General features: G+C 57.0%; 13 protein-coding genes and 5 tRNA genes. 17 read left to right on the top strand and 1 reads right to left on the bottom strand.

What is annotated here, in order from left to right:
- Nucleotides 1-127: 127 nt before the first annotated feature.
- The 6 genes from ACVWZ0_RS17520 (at nucleotide 128) to lldD (ending at nucleotide 9,594) form a co-directional block, all read left to right on the top strand.
- Nucleotides 128-1,522: a NarK family nitrate/nitrite MFS transporter gene (locus ACVWZ0_RS17520; protein ID WP_253458953.1), complete on the top strand. Its 1,395-nt coding sequence runs from the start codon at nucleotides 128-130 to the stop codon at nucleotides 1,520-1,522.
- A gap of 67 nt (nucleotides 1,523-1,589) precedes the next feature.
- Nucleotides 1,590-5,348 carry a nitrate reductase subunit alpha gene (locus ACVWZ0_RS17515; protein ID WP_253458956.1) on the top strand — a complete coding sequence of 1,253 codons (3,759 nt, stop codon included), beginning with the start codon at nucleotides 1,590-1,592 and terminating at the stop codon, nucleotides 5,346-5,348.
- Nucleotides 5,345-6,883, top strand: coding sequence for a nitrate reductase subunit beta (gene narH, locus ACVWZ0_RS17510; protein WP_253458958.1), 1,539 nt, complete (start codon nucleotides 5,345-5,347; stop codon nucleotides 6,881-6,883). Before ACVWZ0_RS17515 ends, narH begins: the two co-directional genes overlap by 4 nt.
- Nucleotides 6,880-7,605: a nitrate reductase molybdenum cofactor assembly chaperone gene (narJ, locus tag ACVWZ0_RS17505; RefSeq protein WP_253458961.1), complete on the top strand. Its 726-nt coding sequence runs from the start codon at nucleotides 6,880-6,882 to the stop codon at nucleotides 7,603-7,605. The genes narH and narJ overlap by 4 nt, the downstream gene beginning before the upstream one ends.
- Nucleotides 7,602-8,279, top strand: a complete 678-nt coding sequence (gene narI / locus ACVWZ0_RS17500) for a respiratory nitrate reductase subunit gamma (RefSeq protein WP_253458965.1) — start codon at nucleotides 7,602-7,604, stop codon at nucleotides 8,277-8,279. The genes narJ and narI overlap by 4 nt, the downstream gene beginning before the upstream one ends.
- Before the next feature lie 181 nt (nucleotides 8,280-8,460).
- On the top strand, nucleotides 8,461-9,594 hold the full coding sequence (gene lldD, locus ACVWZ0_RS17495; RefSeq protein ID WP_253458967.1) for an FMN-dependent L-lactate dehydrogenase LldD: 1,134 nt from the start codon (nucleotides 8,461-8,463) through the stop codon (nucleotides 9,592-9,594).
- A gap of 36 nt (nucleotides 9,595-9,630) precedes the next feature.
- On the opposite strand, the gene ACVWZ0_RS17490 is transcribed toward lldD, so the two are convergent.
- Nucleotides 9,631-10,218, bottom strand: a complete 588-nt coding sequence (locus tag ACVWZ0_RS17490) for a DJ-1/PfpI family protein (RefSeq protein ID WP_253458972.1) — start codon at nucleotides 10,216-10,218, stop codon at nucleotides 9,631-9,633.
- 203 nt (nucleotides 10,219-10,421) lie between these two features.
- Here ACVWZ0_RS17490 and mltB point away from each other — a divergent pair, with 203 nt between their 5' ends.
- From mltB to ACVWZ0_RS17435, 11 genes are all read left to right on the top strand, one after another.
- Nucleotides 10,422-11,492 (top strand): lytic murein transglycosylase B, encoded by a 1,071-nt coding sequence (gene mltB / locus ACVWZ0_RS17485; protein ID WP_253458975.1) that lies wholly within the window; start codon nucleotides 10,422-10,424, stop codon nucleotides 11,490-11,492.
- Between the two features lie 174 nt (nucleotides 11,493-11,666).
- On the top strand, nucleotides 11,667-12,161 hold the full coding sequence (gene pncC, locus ACVWZ0_RS17480; protein ID WP_253458978.1) for a nicotinamide-nucleotide amidase: 495 nt from the start codon (nucleotides 11,667-11,669) through the stop codon (nucleotides 12,159-12,161).
- 98 nt (nucleotides 12,162-12,259) lie between these two features.
- Nucleotides 12,260-13,327: a recombinase RecA gene (gene recA / locus ACVWZ0_RS17475; RefSeq protein WP_253458981.1), complete on the top strand. Its 1,068-nt coding sequence runs from the start codon at nucleotides 12,260-12,262 to the stop codon at nucleotides 13,325-13,327.
- A gap of 516 nt (nucleotides 13,328-13,843) precedes the next feature.
- Complete coding sequence (locus tag ACVWZ0_RS17470; RefSeq protein ID WP_253458984.1) at nucleotides 13,844-14,359, top strand: regulatory protein RecX; 516 nt, start codon at nucleotides 13,844-13,846, stop codon at nucleotides 14,357-14,359.
- 128 nt (nucleotides 14,360-14,487) lie between these two features.
- On the top strand, nucleotides 14,488-17,115 hold the full coding sequence (gene alaS / locus ACVWZ0_RS17465) for an alanine--tRNA ligase (protein ID WP_253458987.1): 2,628 nt from the start codon (nucleotides 14,488-14,490) through the stop codon (nucleotides 17,113-17,115).
- A gap of 248 nt (nucleotides 17,116-17,363) precedes the next feature.
- Entirely contained in the window at nucleotides 17,364-17,549 is a 186-nt protein-coding gene (gene csrA, locus ACVWZ0_RS17460) for a carbon storage regulator CsrA (protein WP_004155916.1), read from the top strand.
- 306 nt (nucleotides 17,550-17,855) lie between these two features.
- Nucleotides 17,856-17,948 (top strand) — tRNA-Ser (locus tag ACVWZ0_RS17455).
- A gap of 3 nt (nucleotides 17,949-17,951) precedes the next feature.
- Nucleotides 17,952-18,028 (top strand) — tRNA-Arg (locus tag ACVWZ0_RS17450).
- Nucleotides 18,029-18,280: 252 nt separating this feature from the next.
- Nucleotides 18,281-18,357, top strand: a tRNA-Arg gene (locus ACVWZ0_RS17445).
- A gap of 114 nt (nucleotides 18,358-18,471) precedes the next feature.
- Nucleotides 18,472-18,548 (top strand) — tRNA-Arg (locus tag ACVWZ0_RS17440).
- 309 nt (nucleotides 18,549-18,857) lie between these two features.
- Nucleotides 18,858-18,934 (top strand) — tRNA-Arg (locus ACVWZ0_RS17435).
- Nucleotides 18,935-19,275 lie beyond the last annotated feature (341 nt).

Genomic DNA, 19,275 nt, shown 5'->3' with positions numbered 1-19,275 from the left:
TGTCTCTACTCATCCAGGCGCAGCGGCAGCACGGAGGCAAAAGATCACCTGCATCCACGTTGATTTGCGTCAACCCGGCGTCAGAAGCGGTTAAGCAGAATGCGCTCCATTCAAACCGGAGATGACTATGACGCAACTTGCCCCTCTTCAACCCGAAGAAAACGGTGCCGTTATCCAGGACTGGCAGCCGGAAAACGAGCGGTTCTGGCAGCAGCGTGGAAAACGCATCGCCAACCGTAACCTGTGGATTTCCGTTTTCTGTTTGCTGCTCGCTTTCTGTGTCTGGATGCTGTTCAGCGCCGTTGCAGTGAACCTGAACAAAGTTGGCTTCACCTTTACCACCGAGCAGCTTTTTCTGCTGACGGCGCTGCCTTCCATTTCCGGCGCGCTGCTGCGGATCCCTTACTCTTTTGTGATCCCCGTGTTCGGCGGACGGCGCTGGACGGCTTTCAGCACCGGTATCCTGCTGGTCCCTTGCCTGTGGCTTGGGTTTGCCGTGCAGGACACCAGCACCGCTTTCAGCATTTTTGTGCTGATCGCGCTGCTGTGCGGCTTTGCGGGCGCGAACTTTGCCTCCAGCATGGGCAATATCAGCTTCTTTTTTCCTAAAGCGCAGCAGGGCGGGGCGCTGGGCATCAACGGCGGTCTGGGCAACCTGGGCGTCAGCGTAATGCAGTTCGCCGCCCCGCTGGCCGTTTCCATCGCCGTTTTCGGCGCCTTCGGCGGCGGCGCGCAGCACACCAGCAGCGGCGAAACGATCTGGCTGCAAAACGCCGCGTGGATCTGGGTGCCGTTCCTGCTTGTCGCGACGCTGGCGGCCTGGTTCGGCATGAACGACCTGGCGGCGGCGAAATCTTCTCTGCGCGAGCAGCTGCCGGTACTGAAACGCGGCCACCTGTGGGTGATGGCGCTGCTTTACCTGGCGACTTTTGGCTCTTTTATCGGCTTTTCCGCCGGTTTCGCCATGCTCGCCAAAACGCAGTTTCCGGATATCAGCATTCTTCACTACGCCTTTTTCGGCCCGCTGCTGGGCGCGCTGGCGCGGTCGGCGGGCGGCATTATTTCCGACAGGCTGGGCGGCGTACGCGTGACGCTGGCTAACTTTGTGCTGATGGCGCTGTTTGCCGCGCTGCTGTTCCTGACGCTGCCGGGCGAAGGCACCAGCGGATCCTTTAGCGCCTTTTTCGCCGTGTTTATGGGGTTGTTTTTAACCGCCGGCCTGGGCAGCGGCTCGACCTATCAGATGATCGCCGTGATTTTCCGCAAGCTCACCCTGGAGAAGGCGAGCGCGGAAGGGAAAGGCATAGAGACCGCACAGCGGGAAGCAGTGACCGAAACCTCCGCCGCGCTTGGCTTTATTTCCGCTATCGGCGCGCTGGGCGGCTTTTTCATCCCGCAGACGTTTGGCCTTTCGCTGTCCATGCTGGGCACGCCGACGGGCGCGATGAAAATCTTCCTCGCCTTCTATCTGCTTTGCGTTGGCGTCACCTGGCTGGTTTACGGCCGCAAAAATAAATTTTGATAACGTGCGGAGGCAATGTCCCTCCGCCGCCTGAGCAATATCACCTAAGCCTTCAGGAGTTTTCCGGATGAGCAAATTTCTCGACAGGTTTCGCTACTTTAAACAGCTGGCGGAACCCTTTGCTGGTCAACACGGCCAGACACTCAACACCAATCGCGACTGGGAAGAGGGCTACCGTAGCCGCTGGCAGCACGATAAAATCGTGCGCTCCACGCATGGCGTAAACTGCACCGGCTCCTGCAGCTGGAAAATTTACGTCAAAAATGGCCTCGTCACGTGGGAAACACAGCAAACCGACTATCCGCGCACCCGACCGGATTTGCCGAATCACGAGCCGCGCGGCTGTCCTCGCGGCGCCAGCTACTCCTGGTATCTCTACAGCGCCAACCGCCTGAAATATCCGCTGATGCGCAAAAAGCTGCTCAAGCTGTGGCGCGAAGCCAAAGCGGAGCATCAGGATCCGGTCGCGGCCTGGGGATCGATCGTCAGCGATCCGCAAAAAGCGCAGAGCTATAAGATCGCTCGCGGTCGCGGCGGCTTCGTCCGGTCAAGCTGGCAGGAGGTCAACGAGCTGATCGCGGCATCCAATATCTATACGGCGAAAACCTTCGGCCCGGATCGCATTATCGGCTTTTCACCGATCCCGGCGATGTCGATGGTTTCCTATGCCGCAGGCGCGCGCTATCTGTCGCTGATCGGCGGCGTCTGCCTGAGTTTTTATGACTGGTATTGCGATTTGCCGCCCGCTTCGCCCATGACCTGGGGCGAGCAGACCGACGTGCCGGAATCGGCCGACTGGTATAACTCTTCTTATATTATCGCCTGGGGCTCTAACGTGCCGCAGACGCGCACGCCGGATGCTCATTTCTTTACCGAGGTGCGCTACAAGGGCACCAAAACCGTGGCGATCACGCCTGACTATGCCGAGGTCGCCAAGCTGTGCGATCAGTGGCTGAATCCTAAGCAGGGCACCGACAGCGCGCTGGCGCTGGCTTTAGGACACGTGATGCTGAAGGAGTTTCACCTTGAGCGCGAGGTGCCTTATTTCCGTGACTACGTGCGCCGCTATACCGATATGCCGATGCTGGTGCTGCTGGAGCCGCGCGAGGGCGGCTACTACGCCGCCGGACGCCAGCTCCGCGCCAGCGATCTGATTGATAACCTGGGGCAGGAAAACAACCCGCAGTGGAAAACCATCGCCATCGACCAGGAGAGCGGTGAGCTGGTGGCGCCGCAGGGATCCATCGGCTATCGCTGGGGAGAAAAAGGCAAGTGGAACCTGGAGTCGCGTGAAGGCGGCTCGCAGCGGGAAGTCACGCTTCAGCTTAGCCTGCTGGGCAGCCATGACGAGATCGCCGAGGTCGGCTTTCCCTATTTCGGCGGCCTGGAAAGCGAAAACTTCAGCAGCGTGCCGCTGGAGGAGATCCTGCTGCACAAGCTGCCGGTGAAGCGTTTGCAGCTGGCCGACGGCAGCGCTGCGCTGGTCGCCAGCGTGTATGATCTGACGCTGGCGAACTACGGGCTGGATCGTGGTCTGCACGACGAAAACTGCGCAGGCAGCTATGACGAGATCAAAGCCTACAGCCCGGCCTGGGCCGAGCAGATCACCGGCGTGTCGCGGCAGAATATCATTCGGCTGGCGCGCGAGTTCGCCGACAACGCGGAAAAAACGCGTGGCCGCTCGATGATTATCGTCGGCGCCGGGATGAACCACTGGTATCACATGGATATGAACTACCGTGGGCTGATCAATATGCTGATCTTCTGCGGCTGCGTGGGGCAGAGCGGCGGCGGCTGGGCGCACTATGTCGGTCAGGAAAAACTGCGGCCGCAGACCGGCTGGACGCCGCTGGCTTTCGCGCTCGACTGGCAGCGTCCGCCGCGCCATATGAACAGCACCTCGTTCTTCTATAACCATTCCAGCCAGTGGCGCTACGAAACCGTGCAGACCAGCGAGCTGCTCTCGCCGCTGGCCGATAAAAAGCGCTACGGCGGCAGTTTAATCGACTTTAACGTGCGTTCCGAGCGCATGGGCTGGCTGCCTTCCGCGCCGCAGCTGAACGGCAATCCGCTGAACATCGCCGCGCAGGCGAAAGCGGCCGGGATGCCGCCGGTGGATTTCACCGTGGAAAGCCTGAAAACCGGCACGCTGCGCTTTGCCGCCGAGCAGCCGGACAATCCGCAGAACTTCCCGCGTAACCTGTTTGTCTGGCGCTCCAACCTGCTGGGATCGTCCGGCAAAGGCCATGAGTACATGCTCAAATATCTGCTGGGCACGGAAAACGGCATTCAGGGTAAAGATTTAGGCGTGCAGGGCGGCGTGAAGCCGGAAGAAGTGGAATGGCAGGAGAAAGGCGGCGAAGGCAAGCTGGATCTGGTGGTAACGCTGGATTTCCGCCTGTCCAGTACCTGTCTCTATTCCGATATCGTGCTGCCTACCGCCACCTGGTATGAAAAGGACGATATGAATACTTCGGATATGCATCCGTTTATTCATCCGCTGTCGGCGGCGGTCGATCCGGCCTGGGAAGCGAAAAGCGACTGGGAGATCTATAAAGACATCGCCAAACGCTTCTCGGAGCTTTGTCCGGGGCATCTCGGTGTGGAAACCGATATCGTCACGCTGCCGGTGCAGCACGATTCGCCGGCGGAGCTGGCGCAGCCTTTTGACGTTAAAGAGTGGAAAAAAGGCGAGTGCGACCTGATCCCCGGCAAAACCGCGCCGCACATTATTGCCGTAGAGCGCGACTATCCGGCCACCTGGGAACGCTTTACCTCGCTTGGCCCGCTGCTGGACAAGCTGGGCAACGGCGGTAAGGGCATCAGCTGGAACACGCAAAAAGAGGTCGATTTCCTTAAAGAGCTGAACTACGTCAAGACGGATGGCCCGGCCGCTGGCCGGCCGAATATCGACAGCGCCATCGATGCGGCCGAGGTCATTTTATCCCTCGCGCCGGAAACCAACGGTCAGGTAGCGGTAAAAGCCTGGCAGGCGCTGAGCGACATTACCGGCCGCGACCACACCCATCTGGCGCTGAACAAAGAAGACGAAAAAATTCGCTTCCGCGATATCCAGGCGCAGCCGCGCAAAATTATCTCCAGCCCCACCTGGTCAGGACTGGAAGACGAGCACGTCTCCTATAACGCCTGTTATACCAACGTGCATGAGCTGATCCCGTGGCGCACGCTCAGCGGACGCCAGCAGCTTTATCAGGATCACGAGTGGATGCGCGCCTTTGGCGAAAGCCTGCTGGTTTATCGTCCCCCTATTGATACCAGGGCGGCCAGGCCTTTGCTGAACAAAAAGCCGAACGGCAATCCGGAAAAGGCGCTGAACTTCCTGACGCCGCACCAGAAATGGGGCATTCACTCTACCTACAGCGACAACCTGCTGATGCTGACGCTGTCGCGCGGCGGCCCTATCGTCTGGATGAGTGAAGAAGACGCGCAGGAGCTGGGGATTGCGGACAACGACTGGATTGAAGCCTTTAACGCCAACGGATCGCTGACCGCTCGCGCAGTGGTCAGCCAGCGCGTACCGGCAGGCATGACCATGATGTACCACGCGCAGGAACGCATTGTGAACATTCCCGGTTCGGAAATTACCGGCCAGCGCGGCGGCATTCATAACTCCGTGACCCGCGCCTGTCCTAAACCAACCCATATGATCGGCGGCTACGCGCAGCTTTCCTACGGCTTTAACTATTACGGCACCGTAGGCTCCAATCGCGATGAGTTTGTGGTGGTGCGCAAAATGAATCACGTTCACTGGCTGGACGGTGAAGGTAACGACGACTGCCAGGGCGGCAAGGGGAGAAAATCATGAAAATTCGCTCGCAGGTCGGCATGGTGCTGAATCTGGATAAATGTATCGGCTGCCACACCTGTTCCGTGACCTGTAAAAACGTCTGGACCAGCCGTGAAGGGATGGAATACGCCTGGTTTAACAACGTTGAAAGCAAGCCGGGCGTCGGCTATCCGCAGGCATGGGAAGATCAGGAAAAATGGAAGGGCGGCTGGATCCGTAAAATCAACGGCAGGCTGGTGCCGCGCATGGGCAACCGCGTCGGGCTGCTGTCGAAAATTTTCGCTAACCCGGACGTGCCCGCGCTGGACGATTACTATGAGCCGTTCGACTACGACTATCAGCATTTACACAATGCGCCCGCCGGCAAACATCAGCCGATAGCGCGGCCGCGCTCGCTGATCACCGGCAAGCGGATGAAAAAAATCGAAAATGGCCCGAACTGGGAAGAGATCCTTGGCGGCGAGTTTTCCAAACGCTCGCAGGATAAAAATTTCGATAACATCCAGAAAGAGATGTACGGCCAGTTTGAACACACCTTTATGGCCTATCTGCCGCGCCTGTGCGAGCACTGCCTGAACCCGGCGTGCGTGGCGACCTGCCCGAGCGGCGCCATCTATAAGCGCGGCGAAGACGGTATCGTGCTGATCGATCAGGACAAGTGTCGCGGCTGGCGCATGTGTCTGACCGGCTGTCCCTATAAAAAAATCTACTTCAACTGGAAAAGCGGTAAATCGGAGAAGTGTATTTTCTGCTATCCGCGTATTGAAGCGGGCCAGCCCACGGTCTGTTCCGAAACCTGCGTAGGGCGCATCCGCTATCTTGGCGTGCTTTTGTACGACGCGGATCGTATTGAAGAAGCGGCAGCGAGCGAGCATGAACAGGATCTTTATGAAAGCCAGAGAGCGATCTTCCTCGATCCCCACGATCCCGATGTGGTTGCCGAAGCGTTAAAAGAAGGCATCCCGCAAAGCGTGATTGACGCAGCGCAACGCTCGCCGGTTTATAAAATGGCGATGGAGTGGAAGCTGGCGCTGCCGCTGCATCCGGAATACCGCACGCTGCCGATGGTCTGGTACGTGCCGCCGCTGTCGCCCATTCAGAGCGCGGCGGACGCGGGCGACCTGCCGCACAACGGTATTCTGCCGGACGTGGAAAGCCTGCGCATTCCCGTGCAGTACCTGGCGAACCTGCTGACGGCGGGCGATACCGCGCCGGTTTTGCTGGCGCTAAAGAGAATGCTGGCCATGCGTCATTATAAACGCGCGGAAACCGTCGATAACCTTGTCGACACGCGGGCGCTGGAACAGGTTGGCTTAAGCGAAGCGCAGGCGCAGGAGATGTACCGCTATCTGGCCATCGCCAATTACGAAGATCGTTTCGTGGTGCCTTCCAGCCATCGTGAACTGGCGCGGGAAGCCTTCCCGGAAAGCAAAGGCTGCGGCTTCAGCTTCGGCGATGGCTGCCACGGCAGCGACGGTCGCTTCAACCTGTTTAACAGCCGCCGTATCGACGCGATTGATATTGGCAAAAAAACGCAGGAGGAGCAGCCATGATTACACTACGTATCGTCGCCCGGCTGCTGGATTATCCCGATGAAGCGCTCTTTACGCATCAGGCTGAAATGCTGGCGGCGCTGGAAGCGGGCAGCGAGCTTGATGCCGCGCAGCGCGCGCAGCTCACCGATTTTATTACGGAATTCTGCGCAGGCTCGCTGCTGGACAGGCAGGCCGACTATTGCGAGCTGTTCGATCGCGGTCGGGCCACCTCTTTGCTGCTGTTCGAGCATGTTCACGGCGAGTCGCGCGATCGCGGCCAGGCAATGGTCGATCTGCTGGAGCAATATCGCGCCGACGGCCTGGAGCTGAGCGCGAAAGAGCTGCCCGATTTTCTGCCGCTCTATCTGGAGTATCTGGCCAGCCTTGACGTCACCCGCGCCCGCGCTGGCCTGGCCGACGTGGCGCCAATCCTCGCGCTGCTGGCCGCCAGGCTAAAACAGCGCCAAAGCCGCTATAGCGAGCTGTTCACCGTGCTGCTGGCGCTCTCCGGGGCCGGGCTGGCGGTAGATGACCTGACGCCGAAAATCCATAAAGAGGCCCGCGACGATACGCCAGCGGCGCTGGATGCGGTCTGGGAAGAGGAGCAGATTAAGTTTCTCGGCGAGCAGGGCTGTGCTTCCGCCCAACAGGCCGCGCATCAGCGCCGCTTTGCCGACGCCGTCGCGCCGCAGTATCTGGACGTGGCGGCAATGACAACATCCACGGGGCGTTCATCATGAATTTTCTCTCAGGTTTCTTTTTCGATATTTATCCTTATATCGCAGGCAGCGTTTTCCTGATTGGCAGCTGGCTGCGCTACGACTATGGCCAGTACAGCTGGCGCGCCGGCTCCAGCCAGATGCTGGATAAAAAAGGGATGCGGCTCGCCTCCAACCTGTTTCATATCGGCATCATTGGTATTCTCTTCGGCCATTTCGTCGGCCTGCTGACGCCGCACTGGATGTACGAGGCTTTTCTGCCGATCGCCGCCAAGCAGAAGCTGGCGATGGTGGCCGGCGGCGTTTGCGGTTTGCTGACGCTGGCGGGCGGCGGGCTGCTGCTTAAGCGTCGCCTGCTCAATCCGCGCGTCAGGGCCACCAGCAGCGCCGGCGATATCCTGATCCTGACGCTGCTGGTAGCGCAGGCCACGCTGGGGCTGCTGACCATTCCTTTCTCCGCGCAGCATATGGATGGCAGCGAAATGATGAAGCTGGTCGGCTGGGCGCAGGCGATCGTGACCTTCCATGCGGGCGCGTCGCAGCATCTGGAAGGCGTGGCGCTGATTTACCGCGTGCATATGGTACTGGGCATGACGCTGTTTCTGCTGTTTCCGTTCTGCCGCCTGGTGCATATCTGGAGCGTGCCGCTGGAATATTTGACGCGGCGCTATCAGCTGGTACGCAATCGCCGTTAGTTGTGCGGCGTTACCTTGTGCAAAAAAGGCGATCGTCTGGTTTGTTGCCAAAATGTTGAGATGTGGGTCAGCGTATCCGTTTTCCGTCTCGACTACACTGCCTGTTCTTCCGGGCCGCTCTCGCGGCTCGTTTACTTTGCTTCGCGATGAAGCCGAGCGTTTTAACAAGGCAGGAAACCAGATGATCATTTCCGCATCAACGGATTACCGGGCAGCGGCACGGCGCAGGCTGCCGCCTTTCCTTTTCCACTATATCGACGGCGGCGCCTATAGCGAGCACACCCTCAGGCGCAATACGGCCGATCTGGCCGATATCGCGCTACGCCAGCGCATCCTGAAAAATATGGCCGAGCTGAGCCTGGAAACCACGCTGTTCGACGAGAAGCTGGCGATGCCGGTCATTCTCGCGCCGGTAGGACTGACGGGCATGTATGCACGGCGTGGCGAAGTGCAGGCGGCGCGCGCGGCGGCAAAAATGGGCATTCCCTTTACGCTTTCCACCGTTTCCGTCTGTCCCATCGAAGAGGTCGCGCCTGCGATTTCACGGCCTATGTGGTTCCAGCTTTACGTCTTAAAAGACCGTGGCTTTATGCGAAACGCGCTGGAGCGGGCCAAAGCCGCAGGGGTAAAAACGCTGGTCTTTACCGTGGATATGCCGGTGCCTGGCGCGCGCTACCGCGATGCGCATTCCGGCATGAGCGGGCCGAACGCGGCTTTCCGCCGGATGGTGCAGGCCATGCTGCATCCGCAGTGGGCATGGGATGTGGGCCTGAACGGCAAGCCGCACGATCTGGGCAATGTCTCGGCCTATCGCGGCCATCCGACCACGCTGGAAGACTACATTGGCTGGCTGGGCGCCAACTTCGATCCCTCTATCTCCTGGAAAGATTTGGAGTGGATCCGTGAGTTCTGGCAAGGGCCAATGATCATTAAGGGCATTCTCGATCCGCAGGATGCGAAGGATGCCGTGAGCTTCGGCGCCGATGGCATTGTGGTGTCTAACCACGGCGGCCGTCAGCTGGACGGCGTGCTTTCTACCGCGCGTGCGCTGCCCGCCATTGCCGATGCGGTAAAAGGCGACATTAAGATCCTGGCGGATTCAGGGATACGAACCGGGTTGGACGTGGTGCGGATGCTGGCGCTGGGCGCGGACAGCGTGCTGCTGGGCCGAGCCTTTGTCTATGCGCTGGCCGCAGCGGGCGAAGCTGGCGTGGTGAATCTGCTCTCGCTGATGGAAAAAGAGATGCGCGTGGCGATGACGCTGACCGGCGCGAAATCGGTAGCCGACATCAGCCGCGAGTCGCTGACGCTGTAAAGGTTGGCAGGCGAGGGCGCCTGCCGACAGCACAGACTAGCTGGCGTTTAGCCCGCTGTAAGAGCGCCAGTGGTCAAAATAGATGTGGTCAGCCTGGAAATCGGCCGTTTCGGTATCGTCGGTCAGGCGCCAGGCCAGCTGAAAGGCGAACTCAAAACTTTTGCCCAGCCCTTTGCCGCTCAGCAGGTTGCCGTCTTCCACCACCTCCTCCGCACTATAAACGCCATCGGTAACGCCCTTATACAAATCACCTGAGCAGGTATAGCGACGGCCCTTCAACAGATGATTGCCGCCCAGCACGCGCGCGGCAGCGGAACAGATCGGCGCAATCCATTTTCCCGCTTCGTCATGACGGCGAATAAACGCCGTGACCAGCGGGTTGGCCGCCAGGTTAACGGTGCCTTCCGGCCCGCCAGGGATAACCACGGCGTCAAACTCTTTATCCAGGCCCGCCAGCAGAACATCCGCTACCACCGGCACGGCATGGTAGCTGGGCACCTCACGCGTATCATGGCAGGCGACAGTCGTTACCTTAACGTGCAGACGGTTTAATATATCAATAATAATAAAGGCCTCCGCCTCTTCGAATCCCGGCGCCAGCAGCACCGCAGCCTGTTTGCTCATTACTCCTCCTGATTTGATAAAATGCTATTTTCTATTAAATGAAATGGCGTTTTATTTTAATGGCAGCAGCGAGTTTACGCCGTCTGGCCGCGCAGGAAAAGAGAAAGGAAAAAAGCGGCAGATTTACATAACATCTGTTTTCAGAATGGCTGGCGATGTTCTAACATGAATGCTACTTTTCCGTTTTGCACTCTGGATATTCAATGCGTTATCTGGCCTCATTTTTGCCCGCGCTGCTGCTGCTTTCCGCCTGCAGCAGTAAAGCCCCTGCGCCTGAGCCTCACGGCAATCCTTTTCGGGGCAACAACAGCTTTTTACTGGATCCCGAGCATAACGTAGCGCCGCTGGACGGCGATTTCGCCAACAGCCCGACGGCCGAAGCCTTTATCGATAAAATGGTGCGCGAACACGGTTTTAACCGTCAGCAGCTGCATAACGTGCTGGCGCAGGCGAAGCGGCTGGATTGGGTGCTGCGGCTGATGGATCGGCAGGCGCCTTCTTATCAGGCACCCTCCGGCCCGAACGGCGCCTGGATCCGCTATCGCAAAAAATTTATCGTGCCGGATAACGTGCAGAACGGCGTCCAGTTCTGGAATCAATATCAGGACGCGCTCAATCGCGCCTCGGAAGTTTACGGCGTGCCGCCGGAAATCATCGTCGGCATTATCGGCGTCGAAACCCGCTGGGGACGCGTAATGGGTAAAACGCGTATTATCGATGCGCTGGCGACGCTGGCGTTCGCCTATCCTCGTCGCGCCGAGTACTTTAGCGGCGAGCTGGAAACCTTCCTGCTGATGGCGAAAGAAGAGAACGACGATCCGCTTGATTTACGCGGCTCGTTCGCTGGCGCCATGGGCTACGGCCAGTTTATGCCTTCTGCCTTTAAGCAATACGCCGTTGATTTCAATGGCGACGGCCATATCAATCTTTGGGATCCTGTAGACGCAATAGGCAGCGTGGCCCACTATTTCAGCGCGCACGGCTGGATAAAAGGCGGCACCGTAGCCGTACCGGCTAACGGCGAAGCGCCGCAGCTGGAAACGGGCTTCAAAACCCGCTATACGGCCGCGCAGCTCTCTGCCGCCGGTTTGTCGCCGCAGGTGCCGCTACAGGACAATCAGCAGGTCAGCCTGCTGCGTTTTGATATGGGCACTTACTATCAATACTGGTACGGGTTGCCGAATTTTTACGTTATTACCCGCTATAACCACAGCAATCACTATGCGATGGCCGTGTGGCAGCTGGGCCAGGCCGTACGCGACGCCCGTCAGTAACGTCAGTTTTACCTCCCGATCGCCCGGCGGCGCGTTGCCGGGCAATCGCCTGTTTCTACAACGCTTTTCCTGACTGACTTTATGAAAGCGGTTCGCAAATCCCGCCTTTGTCTCTTCGTGCCTGGCTAAAAAGTGCTAATCTTCATTCTTACGATAAGCAAGCAGGGAACAAGAATGACGGACAGCGAATTGCGCCTGTTAAGCCAGGAAATCGGTCAGCATTTACAGCGCCTTAATGCCACGGTTACCGCGGCGGAATCCTGTACGGGCGGTTGGATAGCAAAAGTGATTACCGACGTCGCCGGCAGTTCACAATGGTTTGAGCGGGGCTTTGTCACCTACAGCAATGAGGCCAAGCAGACGCTGGTGGGCGTGACGGCCGCCTCGCTGGAAAGCTTTGGCGCGGTCAGCGAACAGGTGGTGACAGAGATGGCGGAAGGGGCGCTTAAACAGGCCTGCGCGCAGTATGCCGTAGCCGTCAGCGGCATCGCTGGCCCCGATGGCGGAACGGCAGGAAAACCGGTGGGAACGGTGTGGTTCGGCTTCGCAGCGGAAGGCGCTAACTCGCTGGCGCAGCGCAAAATTTTTGCGGGCGACAGAGAGGCCGTTCGACGTCAGGCCACGGCTTATGCGCTGTTGACGCTACGTGACCATTTTCTTAAAAATTAAGCTTGATACTGTATGACTATACAGTATAATTGCACCCATATTGATTGAGACACGAAGCCGCGAAAGCGTGCTTTACCCCCACGTGATTAGGAGTGGAAATGGCTATTGACGAAAACAAGCAAAAAGCACTGGCAGCAGCGCTGGGCCAGATTGAAAAGCAATTTGGTAAAGGCTCCATCATGCGCCTGGGTGAAGACCGCACTATGGATGTGGAAACCATCTCTACCGGTTCGCTTTCGCTGGATATCGCGCTGGGCGCGGGCGGCCTGCCAATGGGCCGTATCGTCGAAATTTACGGGCCGGAATCTTCCGGTAAAACCACGCTGACGTTACAGGTTATCGCGTCTGCACAGCGCAAGGGCAAAACCTGCGCCTTTATCGATGCCGAGCATGCGCTCGATCCGGTTTACGCTAAAAAGCTGGGCGTGGACATTGATAATCTGCTCTGCTCGCAGCCGGACACCGGTGAGCAGGCGCTGGAAATCTGTGATGCGCTGGCGCGTTCCGGCGCGGTTGACGTAATCATCGTTGACTCCGTGGCGGCGCTGACGCCGAAAGCGGAAATCGAAGGCGAAATCGGCGACTCGCATATGGGTCTGGCGGCTCGTATGATGAGCCAGGCTATGCGTAAGCTGGCCGGTAACCTGAAGAACTCCAACACGCTGCTGATCTTCATCAACCAGATCCGTATGAAAATCGGCGTGATGTTCGGTAACCCGGAAACCACTACCGGCGGTAACGCGCTGAAATTCTACGCCTCTGTTCGTCTGGATATCCGCCGTATCGGCGCGATTAAAGAGGGTGACGAAGTCGTCGGTAGCGAAACCCGCGTGAAAGTGGTGAAAAACAAAATCGCCGCGCCGTTCAAGCAGGCTGAGTTCCAGATTATGTACGGCGAAGGCATCAATATCTACGGCGAGCTGGTAGACCTTGGCGTGAAGCACAAGCTGATTGAAAAAGCGGGTGCCTGGTACAGCTACAACGGCGATAAAATCGGTCAGGGTAAGGCAAACGCCGGCAACTTCCTGAAAGAGAACCCGGCTGTGGCTACCGAGATCGAAAACAAGCTGCGCGCTACGCTGATGAACAATCCGGACACGACGCCAGACTTCGTGGCTGACAAAGATGATGCCAATGAAGCCAGCGAAACTAACGAAAACTTCTGATTAGCAGCCCGCGAGGGCAGATAGTCGGAAAGCGCTGAAAAGGAGTGGCCCTGTGCCGCTCCTTTTTTATTTTCGACTTACGCTTTCTGAACCAGCTTGTTACGGCAGCAGCCAGGTTCTTTCTATTGCGCACACGCGCAAAAGAGCATTGTTTTCAGCGCTGTGAACCGCCCAGGCGAGTTTTTTTCCAGCGAACGAGCTGCCTTGTACTGATTTTTCCAGGGTACGAGTCGCCAGGCGCCCTCTGTTTTCAGCGTACGAATCACCTTGTATCAATTTTTTTCAGTGTACGAGCCGCCCGGCGGCGCCTGCTTTTAACGTACGAACTAACTTGTTTCAGGGGGCGAGCCGCCTGGCGCTACCTGTTTTAGCGTTACGAAACGCCTTGTATCACCTGTTTCCCGCTTACAAATCGCCTTTGCCGCCTTTCTCCACACATTAGCCAAAGCGCTTTGTTTCTTTTGCGGTTCCTCGCTACCCTTACCATGAGTTAATTTTTTGCATAACCGGAGCAAGATGTCTGACGCCACCGAACGAAGCCAGTTTACCCGCCTGTTAGATAGGGCCATGCGCATTCTGGCCATGCGCGATCACAGCGAGGCGGAATTTCGTCGCAAGCTTTCGCTCTCTGCAGAGCGGGCCGCGATGTATGCTAAAACGCAGGCGCAGCAGCCTGAATCCGTTACGCCAGAGCAAATCGATCGGGTCGTCGCCTGGTGTTATGAAAGCAATTATCTGGACGATGCCCGCTTTGCGGAGCGCTTTGTCGCCAGCCGCAGCCGTAAGGGCTACGGCCCGCAGCGCATCCGTATGGAGCTGGGGCAGAAGGGCGTGGCGAAGCCGCTGATCGATGAAACGCTGGCCAAAACGGAAATTGACTGGCAGCAAATGGCGTTCGACTCGGCGGAGCGGAAGTTTGGCCTGCCGCTGCCGACCGAATGGAAGGAAAAAGCCAAAGTGCAGCGCTATTTAATGACTAAAGGCTTCTTTTCCGAAGATATCCGCAGCGTTTTTTCAAATTTTGAAGATTGAGCGCCAATGGGATTTTACTTCGCACCGAAGAAAATTTATCTTATTCACCACTTTTTGTTCGTGTGTTGCTTAGCCTTACGGCAGGTTTAAACCCACGAAACGTTCGTTAGCGTGATTCCAGGACAATTATGAGCAAGAGCACTGCGGAGATTCGCCAGGCGTTTCTCGACTTTTTCCATAGCAAGGGACATCAGGTTGTAGCCAGTAGCTCCCTCGTCCCGACTAATGACCCGACGCTGCTGTTTACCAACGCCGGGATGAACCAGTTCAAAGACGTTTTCCTGGGCCAGGACAAGCGCAGCTACTCGCGCGCAACCACCTCGCAGCGCTGCGTGCGCGCAGGCGGTAAACATAATGACCTGGAAAACGTTGGCTATACCGCCCGTCACCATACCTTCTTTGAAATGCTGGGCAACTTCAGCTTCGGCGACTATTTCAAACGCGAAGCTATCGGTTTTGCGTGGGAGCTGCTGACCAGCGCGCAGTGGTTTAACCTGCCGAAAGAGAAGCTGTGGGTTACCGTCTACGAAACCGATGATGAAGCCTTCAATATCTGGGCAGATGAAATCGGCGTGCCGCGTGAGCGTATTATCCGCATCGGCGATAACAAGGGCGGTGCTTACGCCTCTGATAACTTCTGGCAGATGGGCGACACCGGCCCGTGCGGCCCGTGCAGCGAAATCTTCTTTGACCACGGCGACCATATCTGGGGCGGCCCGCCGGGCAGTCCGGAGGAAGACGGCGATCGCTTTATTGAGATCTGGAACATCGTCTTTATGCAGTTCAACCGTCAGCCTGACGGCACCATGCTGCCGCTGCCGAAGCCTTCCGTCGATACCGGTATGGGCCTGGAGCGTATCTCCGCCGTGTTGCAGCACGTTAACTCCAACTACGAAATCGATCTGTTCCAGAAGCTGATCAAGGCTGTTGCAGAAGCGACTGGTGCCACCGATCTGAGCAGCAAATCACTGCGCGTCATTGCCGACCATATCCGTTCCTGCGCTTTCCTGATTTGCGATGGCGTGATCCCATCCAACGAAAACCGCGGCTACGTGCTGCGCCGCATTATTCGCCGCGCTATTCGTCACGGCAACATGCTGGGCGCGCAGGGGTCCTTCTTCTGGAAACTGGTAGCGCCGCTGATTGACGTTATGGGCGCAGCGGGCGAAGAGCTGGCGAAGCAGCAGGCTCAGGTTGAGCAGGTGCTGAAAACCGAAGAAGAGCAGTTTGCGAAAACGCTGGAGCGCGGTCTGGCGCTGCTGGACGAAGAGCTGGAGAAGCTGCAGGGCGACACGCTGGACGGCGAAACCGTTTTCCGCCTGTATGACACCTTTGGCTTCCCGGTCGATTTAACCGCCGACGTCTGTCGCGAGCGTAATCTGAAAATTGACGAAGCGGGCTTCGAGAAAGCGATGGAGCAGCAGCGTCAGCGTGCTCGTGAAGCCAGTGGCTTTGGCGCGGACTACAGCAACGTTATCCGCATTGATGAAGCCTCGACCTTCAAAGGTTATGACCAGCTTGAGCTGAGCGCGACCGTTACCGCTATCTTTGTGGACGGTCAGCCTGCAAATGCGATCGCCGCCGGTCAGGAAGGCGTTATCGTGCTGGATGAAACGCCATTCTACGGCGAATCAGGCGGCCAGGTAGGCGATACCGGCGAGCTGCGTAACAACGACGCGGTGTTCACCGTTACCGACACGCAAAAATATGCGCAGGCGATTGGTCATATCGGCAAGCTGGCTTCCGGTCAGCTGCGGGTCGGCGATCGTCTGGCCGCGCACGTGGACGAAGAGCGTCGCGCGCGTATTCGTCTGAATCACTCAGCGACGCACCTGTTACACGCTGCGCTACGTCAGGTTCTGGGCCATCATGTGGCACAGAAAGGCTCACTGGTAAACGATAAATATCTGCGCTTCGACTTCTCCCATTCTGAAGCGATGAAGCCGCAGGAAATCCGTCAGGTTGAGGAAATCGTCAACGCACAGATCCGCCGTAACCTGGCGGTCGACACCAACGTGATGGAGCTGGAAAAAGCGAAAGCGCTGGGCGCGATGGCGCTGTTTGGCGAAAAATATGACGATCGCGTCCGCGTGCTGACGATGGGCGATTTCTCTACCGAACTTTGCGGCGGCACGCACGCCAGCCGCACGGGCGATATCGGCCTGTTCCGCATCACCTCTGAAGCCGGTACGGCGGCAGGTATTCGCCGTATTGAAGCGGTGACGGGCGAAGGCGCGTTAAAGCAGATGTATGCCCAGAGCGAGCAGCTGCAGGAGATCGCTCACCTGGTGAAAGCCAACAGCAGCAATCTGAATGAAAAAGTGCGTGGCCTGATGGATAACGTCCGCGCGCTGGAAAAAGAACTGCAGCAGCTGAAAGATCAGCAGGCCGCGCAGGAGAGCGCTTCTCTCAGCAGTAAAGCTATCGACGTCAAGGGCGTTAAGCTGCTGGTAAGCGAGTTGACTAACGTCGAGCCGAAAATGCTGCGTACGATGGTGGACGATCTGAAGAACCAGCTGAAGTCAGCCGTTATCGTGCTGGCTACCGTTGCGGAAGGAAAGGTTTCGCTGATTGCCGGCGTAACCAAAGATGTAACCGATCGCGTGAAAGCCGGCGAGCTGGTGGGCGAGCTGGCTCAGCAGGTTGGCGGTAAGGGCGGCGGCCGCCCGGATATGGCTCAGGCCGGCGGCACCGATGCCGGAGCACTACCAGGGGCTCTGGCCGGTGTTGAAAGCTGGGTGGCGGCAAAACTGTAACACTATAAAAAGGCATCCCGGAAAGCGCGGTGGGGCAGGGCTTCACCGCGTCATTCTGTCAGATGTTATCGCAAAAAACACAAAGTCAGGTTGATGGTGTGTATTTCGGCTAAACTAAGTATCAGCAGAATGTATTACCGTGATGATGCACTTGTTGTGCATTTGTCATAGTCTATATTTAGCGTTATATGATGGATAATGCCGGGCGACAGTTAACCCGACTCTTTTAATCTTTCAAGGAGCAAAGAATGCTTATTCTAACTCGTCGAGTTGGTGAAACCCTCATGATCGGTGATGAGGTGACTGTAACGGTGCTGGGAGTAAAAGGGAATCAGGTTCGCATCGGTGTGAATGCCCCTAAAGAAGTTTCGGTTCATCGCGAAGAGATTTATCAGCGTATTCAGGCCGAAAAAACTCAGCAAACGAGTTACTAACGGATCCAGCGCCTTGCCGCCCAGGCGAGGCGCTACCGGTTTTGTCCTTCTTTCCCGCCTTTCTTTGTTTTTCTTTCGCTGTATCTCTTCGGGCCTGTACACACTTCCTTGCTGTGAAAGGGCCGATTATTGTTGATAAATCACTCTTTTTGCTTTCCAAATACTCATTTTGGCTGGGAAATGCGCAATCAAACGCGAGAGTGAAAAAATATGTTTGACTTATAAGGCCCAGAAAGTAATATGTGCGCCACGCAGTGCCGATGAGCAGAAACAAGTTCAGAAGCACAGCTCGATAAGAGCGCGTATGGTGAGGTGGCCGAGAGGCTGAAGGCGCTCCCCTGCTAAGGGAGTATGCGGTCAAAAGCTGCATCCGGGGTTCGAATCCCCGCCTCACCGCCATTTGCATCCGTAGCTCAGCTGGATAGAGTACTCGGCTACGAACCGAGCGGTCGGAGGTTCGAATCCTCCCGGATGCACCATATTTAAGAAGTGTTGCAGCCATTGTGTTCTGGCAAAGCAGTAAGTATTAGCCGCCAGCACAAGGGATGATAACGTTGCTTTAGCAACGGCCCGTAAGGGTGAGGCGTAAGCCGAATCATCCTCCTGGATGCACCATATTTTATAAAGTGGCTTAGCAAGTCGCCGCTTTGTTTAAGTAGTACCGATACAGCGTTAGCAGCCTGTATCAAGGTGAGTCGTCAGCACCCCTGCGTTATACCAGAATTTGTTATGCATCCGTAGCTCAGCTGGATAGAGTACTCGGCTACGAACCGAGCGGTCGGAGGTTCGAATCCTCCCGGATGCACCATATTTTGTAGAAGTCGGCAGTAGCCTCTTCTGAGAAATGAAAAGATTTAAACGTCTGTCAGTTTCTTCTGTATCTCCTCAGGTTTGTCGCGTTATCTCCCCACTGTTTCTCAATGCATCCGTAGCTCAGCTGGATAGAGTACTCGGCTACGAACCGAGCGGTCGGAGGTTCGAATCCTCCCGGATGCACCATATTTTGCAAATCTGGTCGCAATAACGTACTGGCATAGCGCAAGCAGTTACCGCCAGCACAAGGGATGATAACGTTGCTTTAGCAACGGCCCGTAAGGGTGAGGCGCCAGCCGAATCATCCTCCCGGATGCACCATATTTTAGTAATGTGGCAGCAATATCTTAACTGACATACTGTGAAAAGCTTGCAGCGTGTACAGGGAGGATAACATCGCTAAGCGATGGCCCGAAGGGTGAGGCGTAAGCCGGATCATCCTCCCGGATGCACCCTATTCAGTTGTACCAGGCAGTATCTTTAGCTTTCCTCAATGCATCCGTAGCTCAGCTGGATAGAGTACTCGGCTACGAACCGAGCGGTCGGAGGTTCGAATCCTCCCGGATGCACCATATTTTAGTAATGCGGCAGCAATATCTTAACTGACATACTGTGAAAAGGTTGCAGCGTGTACAGGGAGGATAACATCGCTAAGCGATGGCCCGAAGGGTGAGGCGTAAGCCGAATCATCCTCCCGGATGCACCATATATTGCAAATCTGGTCGCAATAACGTACTCGCATAGCGCAAGCAGTTACCGCCAGCACAAGGGATGATAACGTTGCTTTAGCAACGGCCCGTAAGGGTGAGGCGCCAGCCGAATCATCCTCCCGGATGCACCATCTTCTGAATACCTCGTCGTAACACCTTTACTGACATACTGTGAAAAGCTTGCAGCTTGTACAGGAAGAGTA

It is taken from the genome of Erwinia sp. TECH1 (assembly GCF_054057575.1).
The sequence above is the reverse complement of the archived record's forward strand: the minus strand, read 5'-3'. Positions and strand labels throughout refer to the sequence as shown.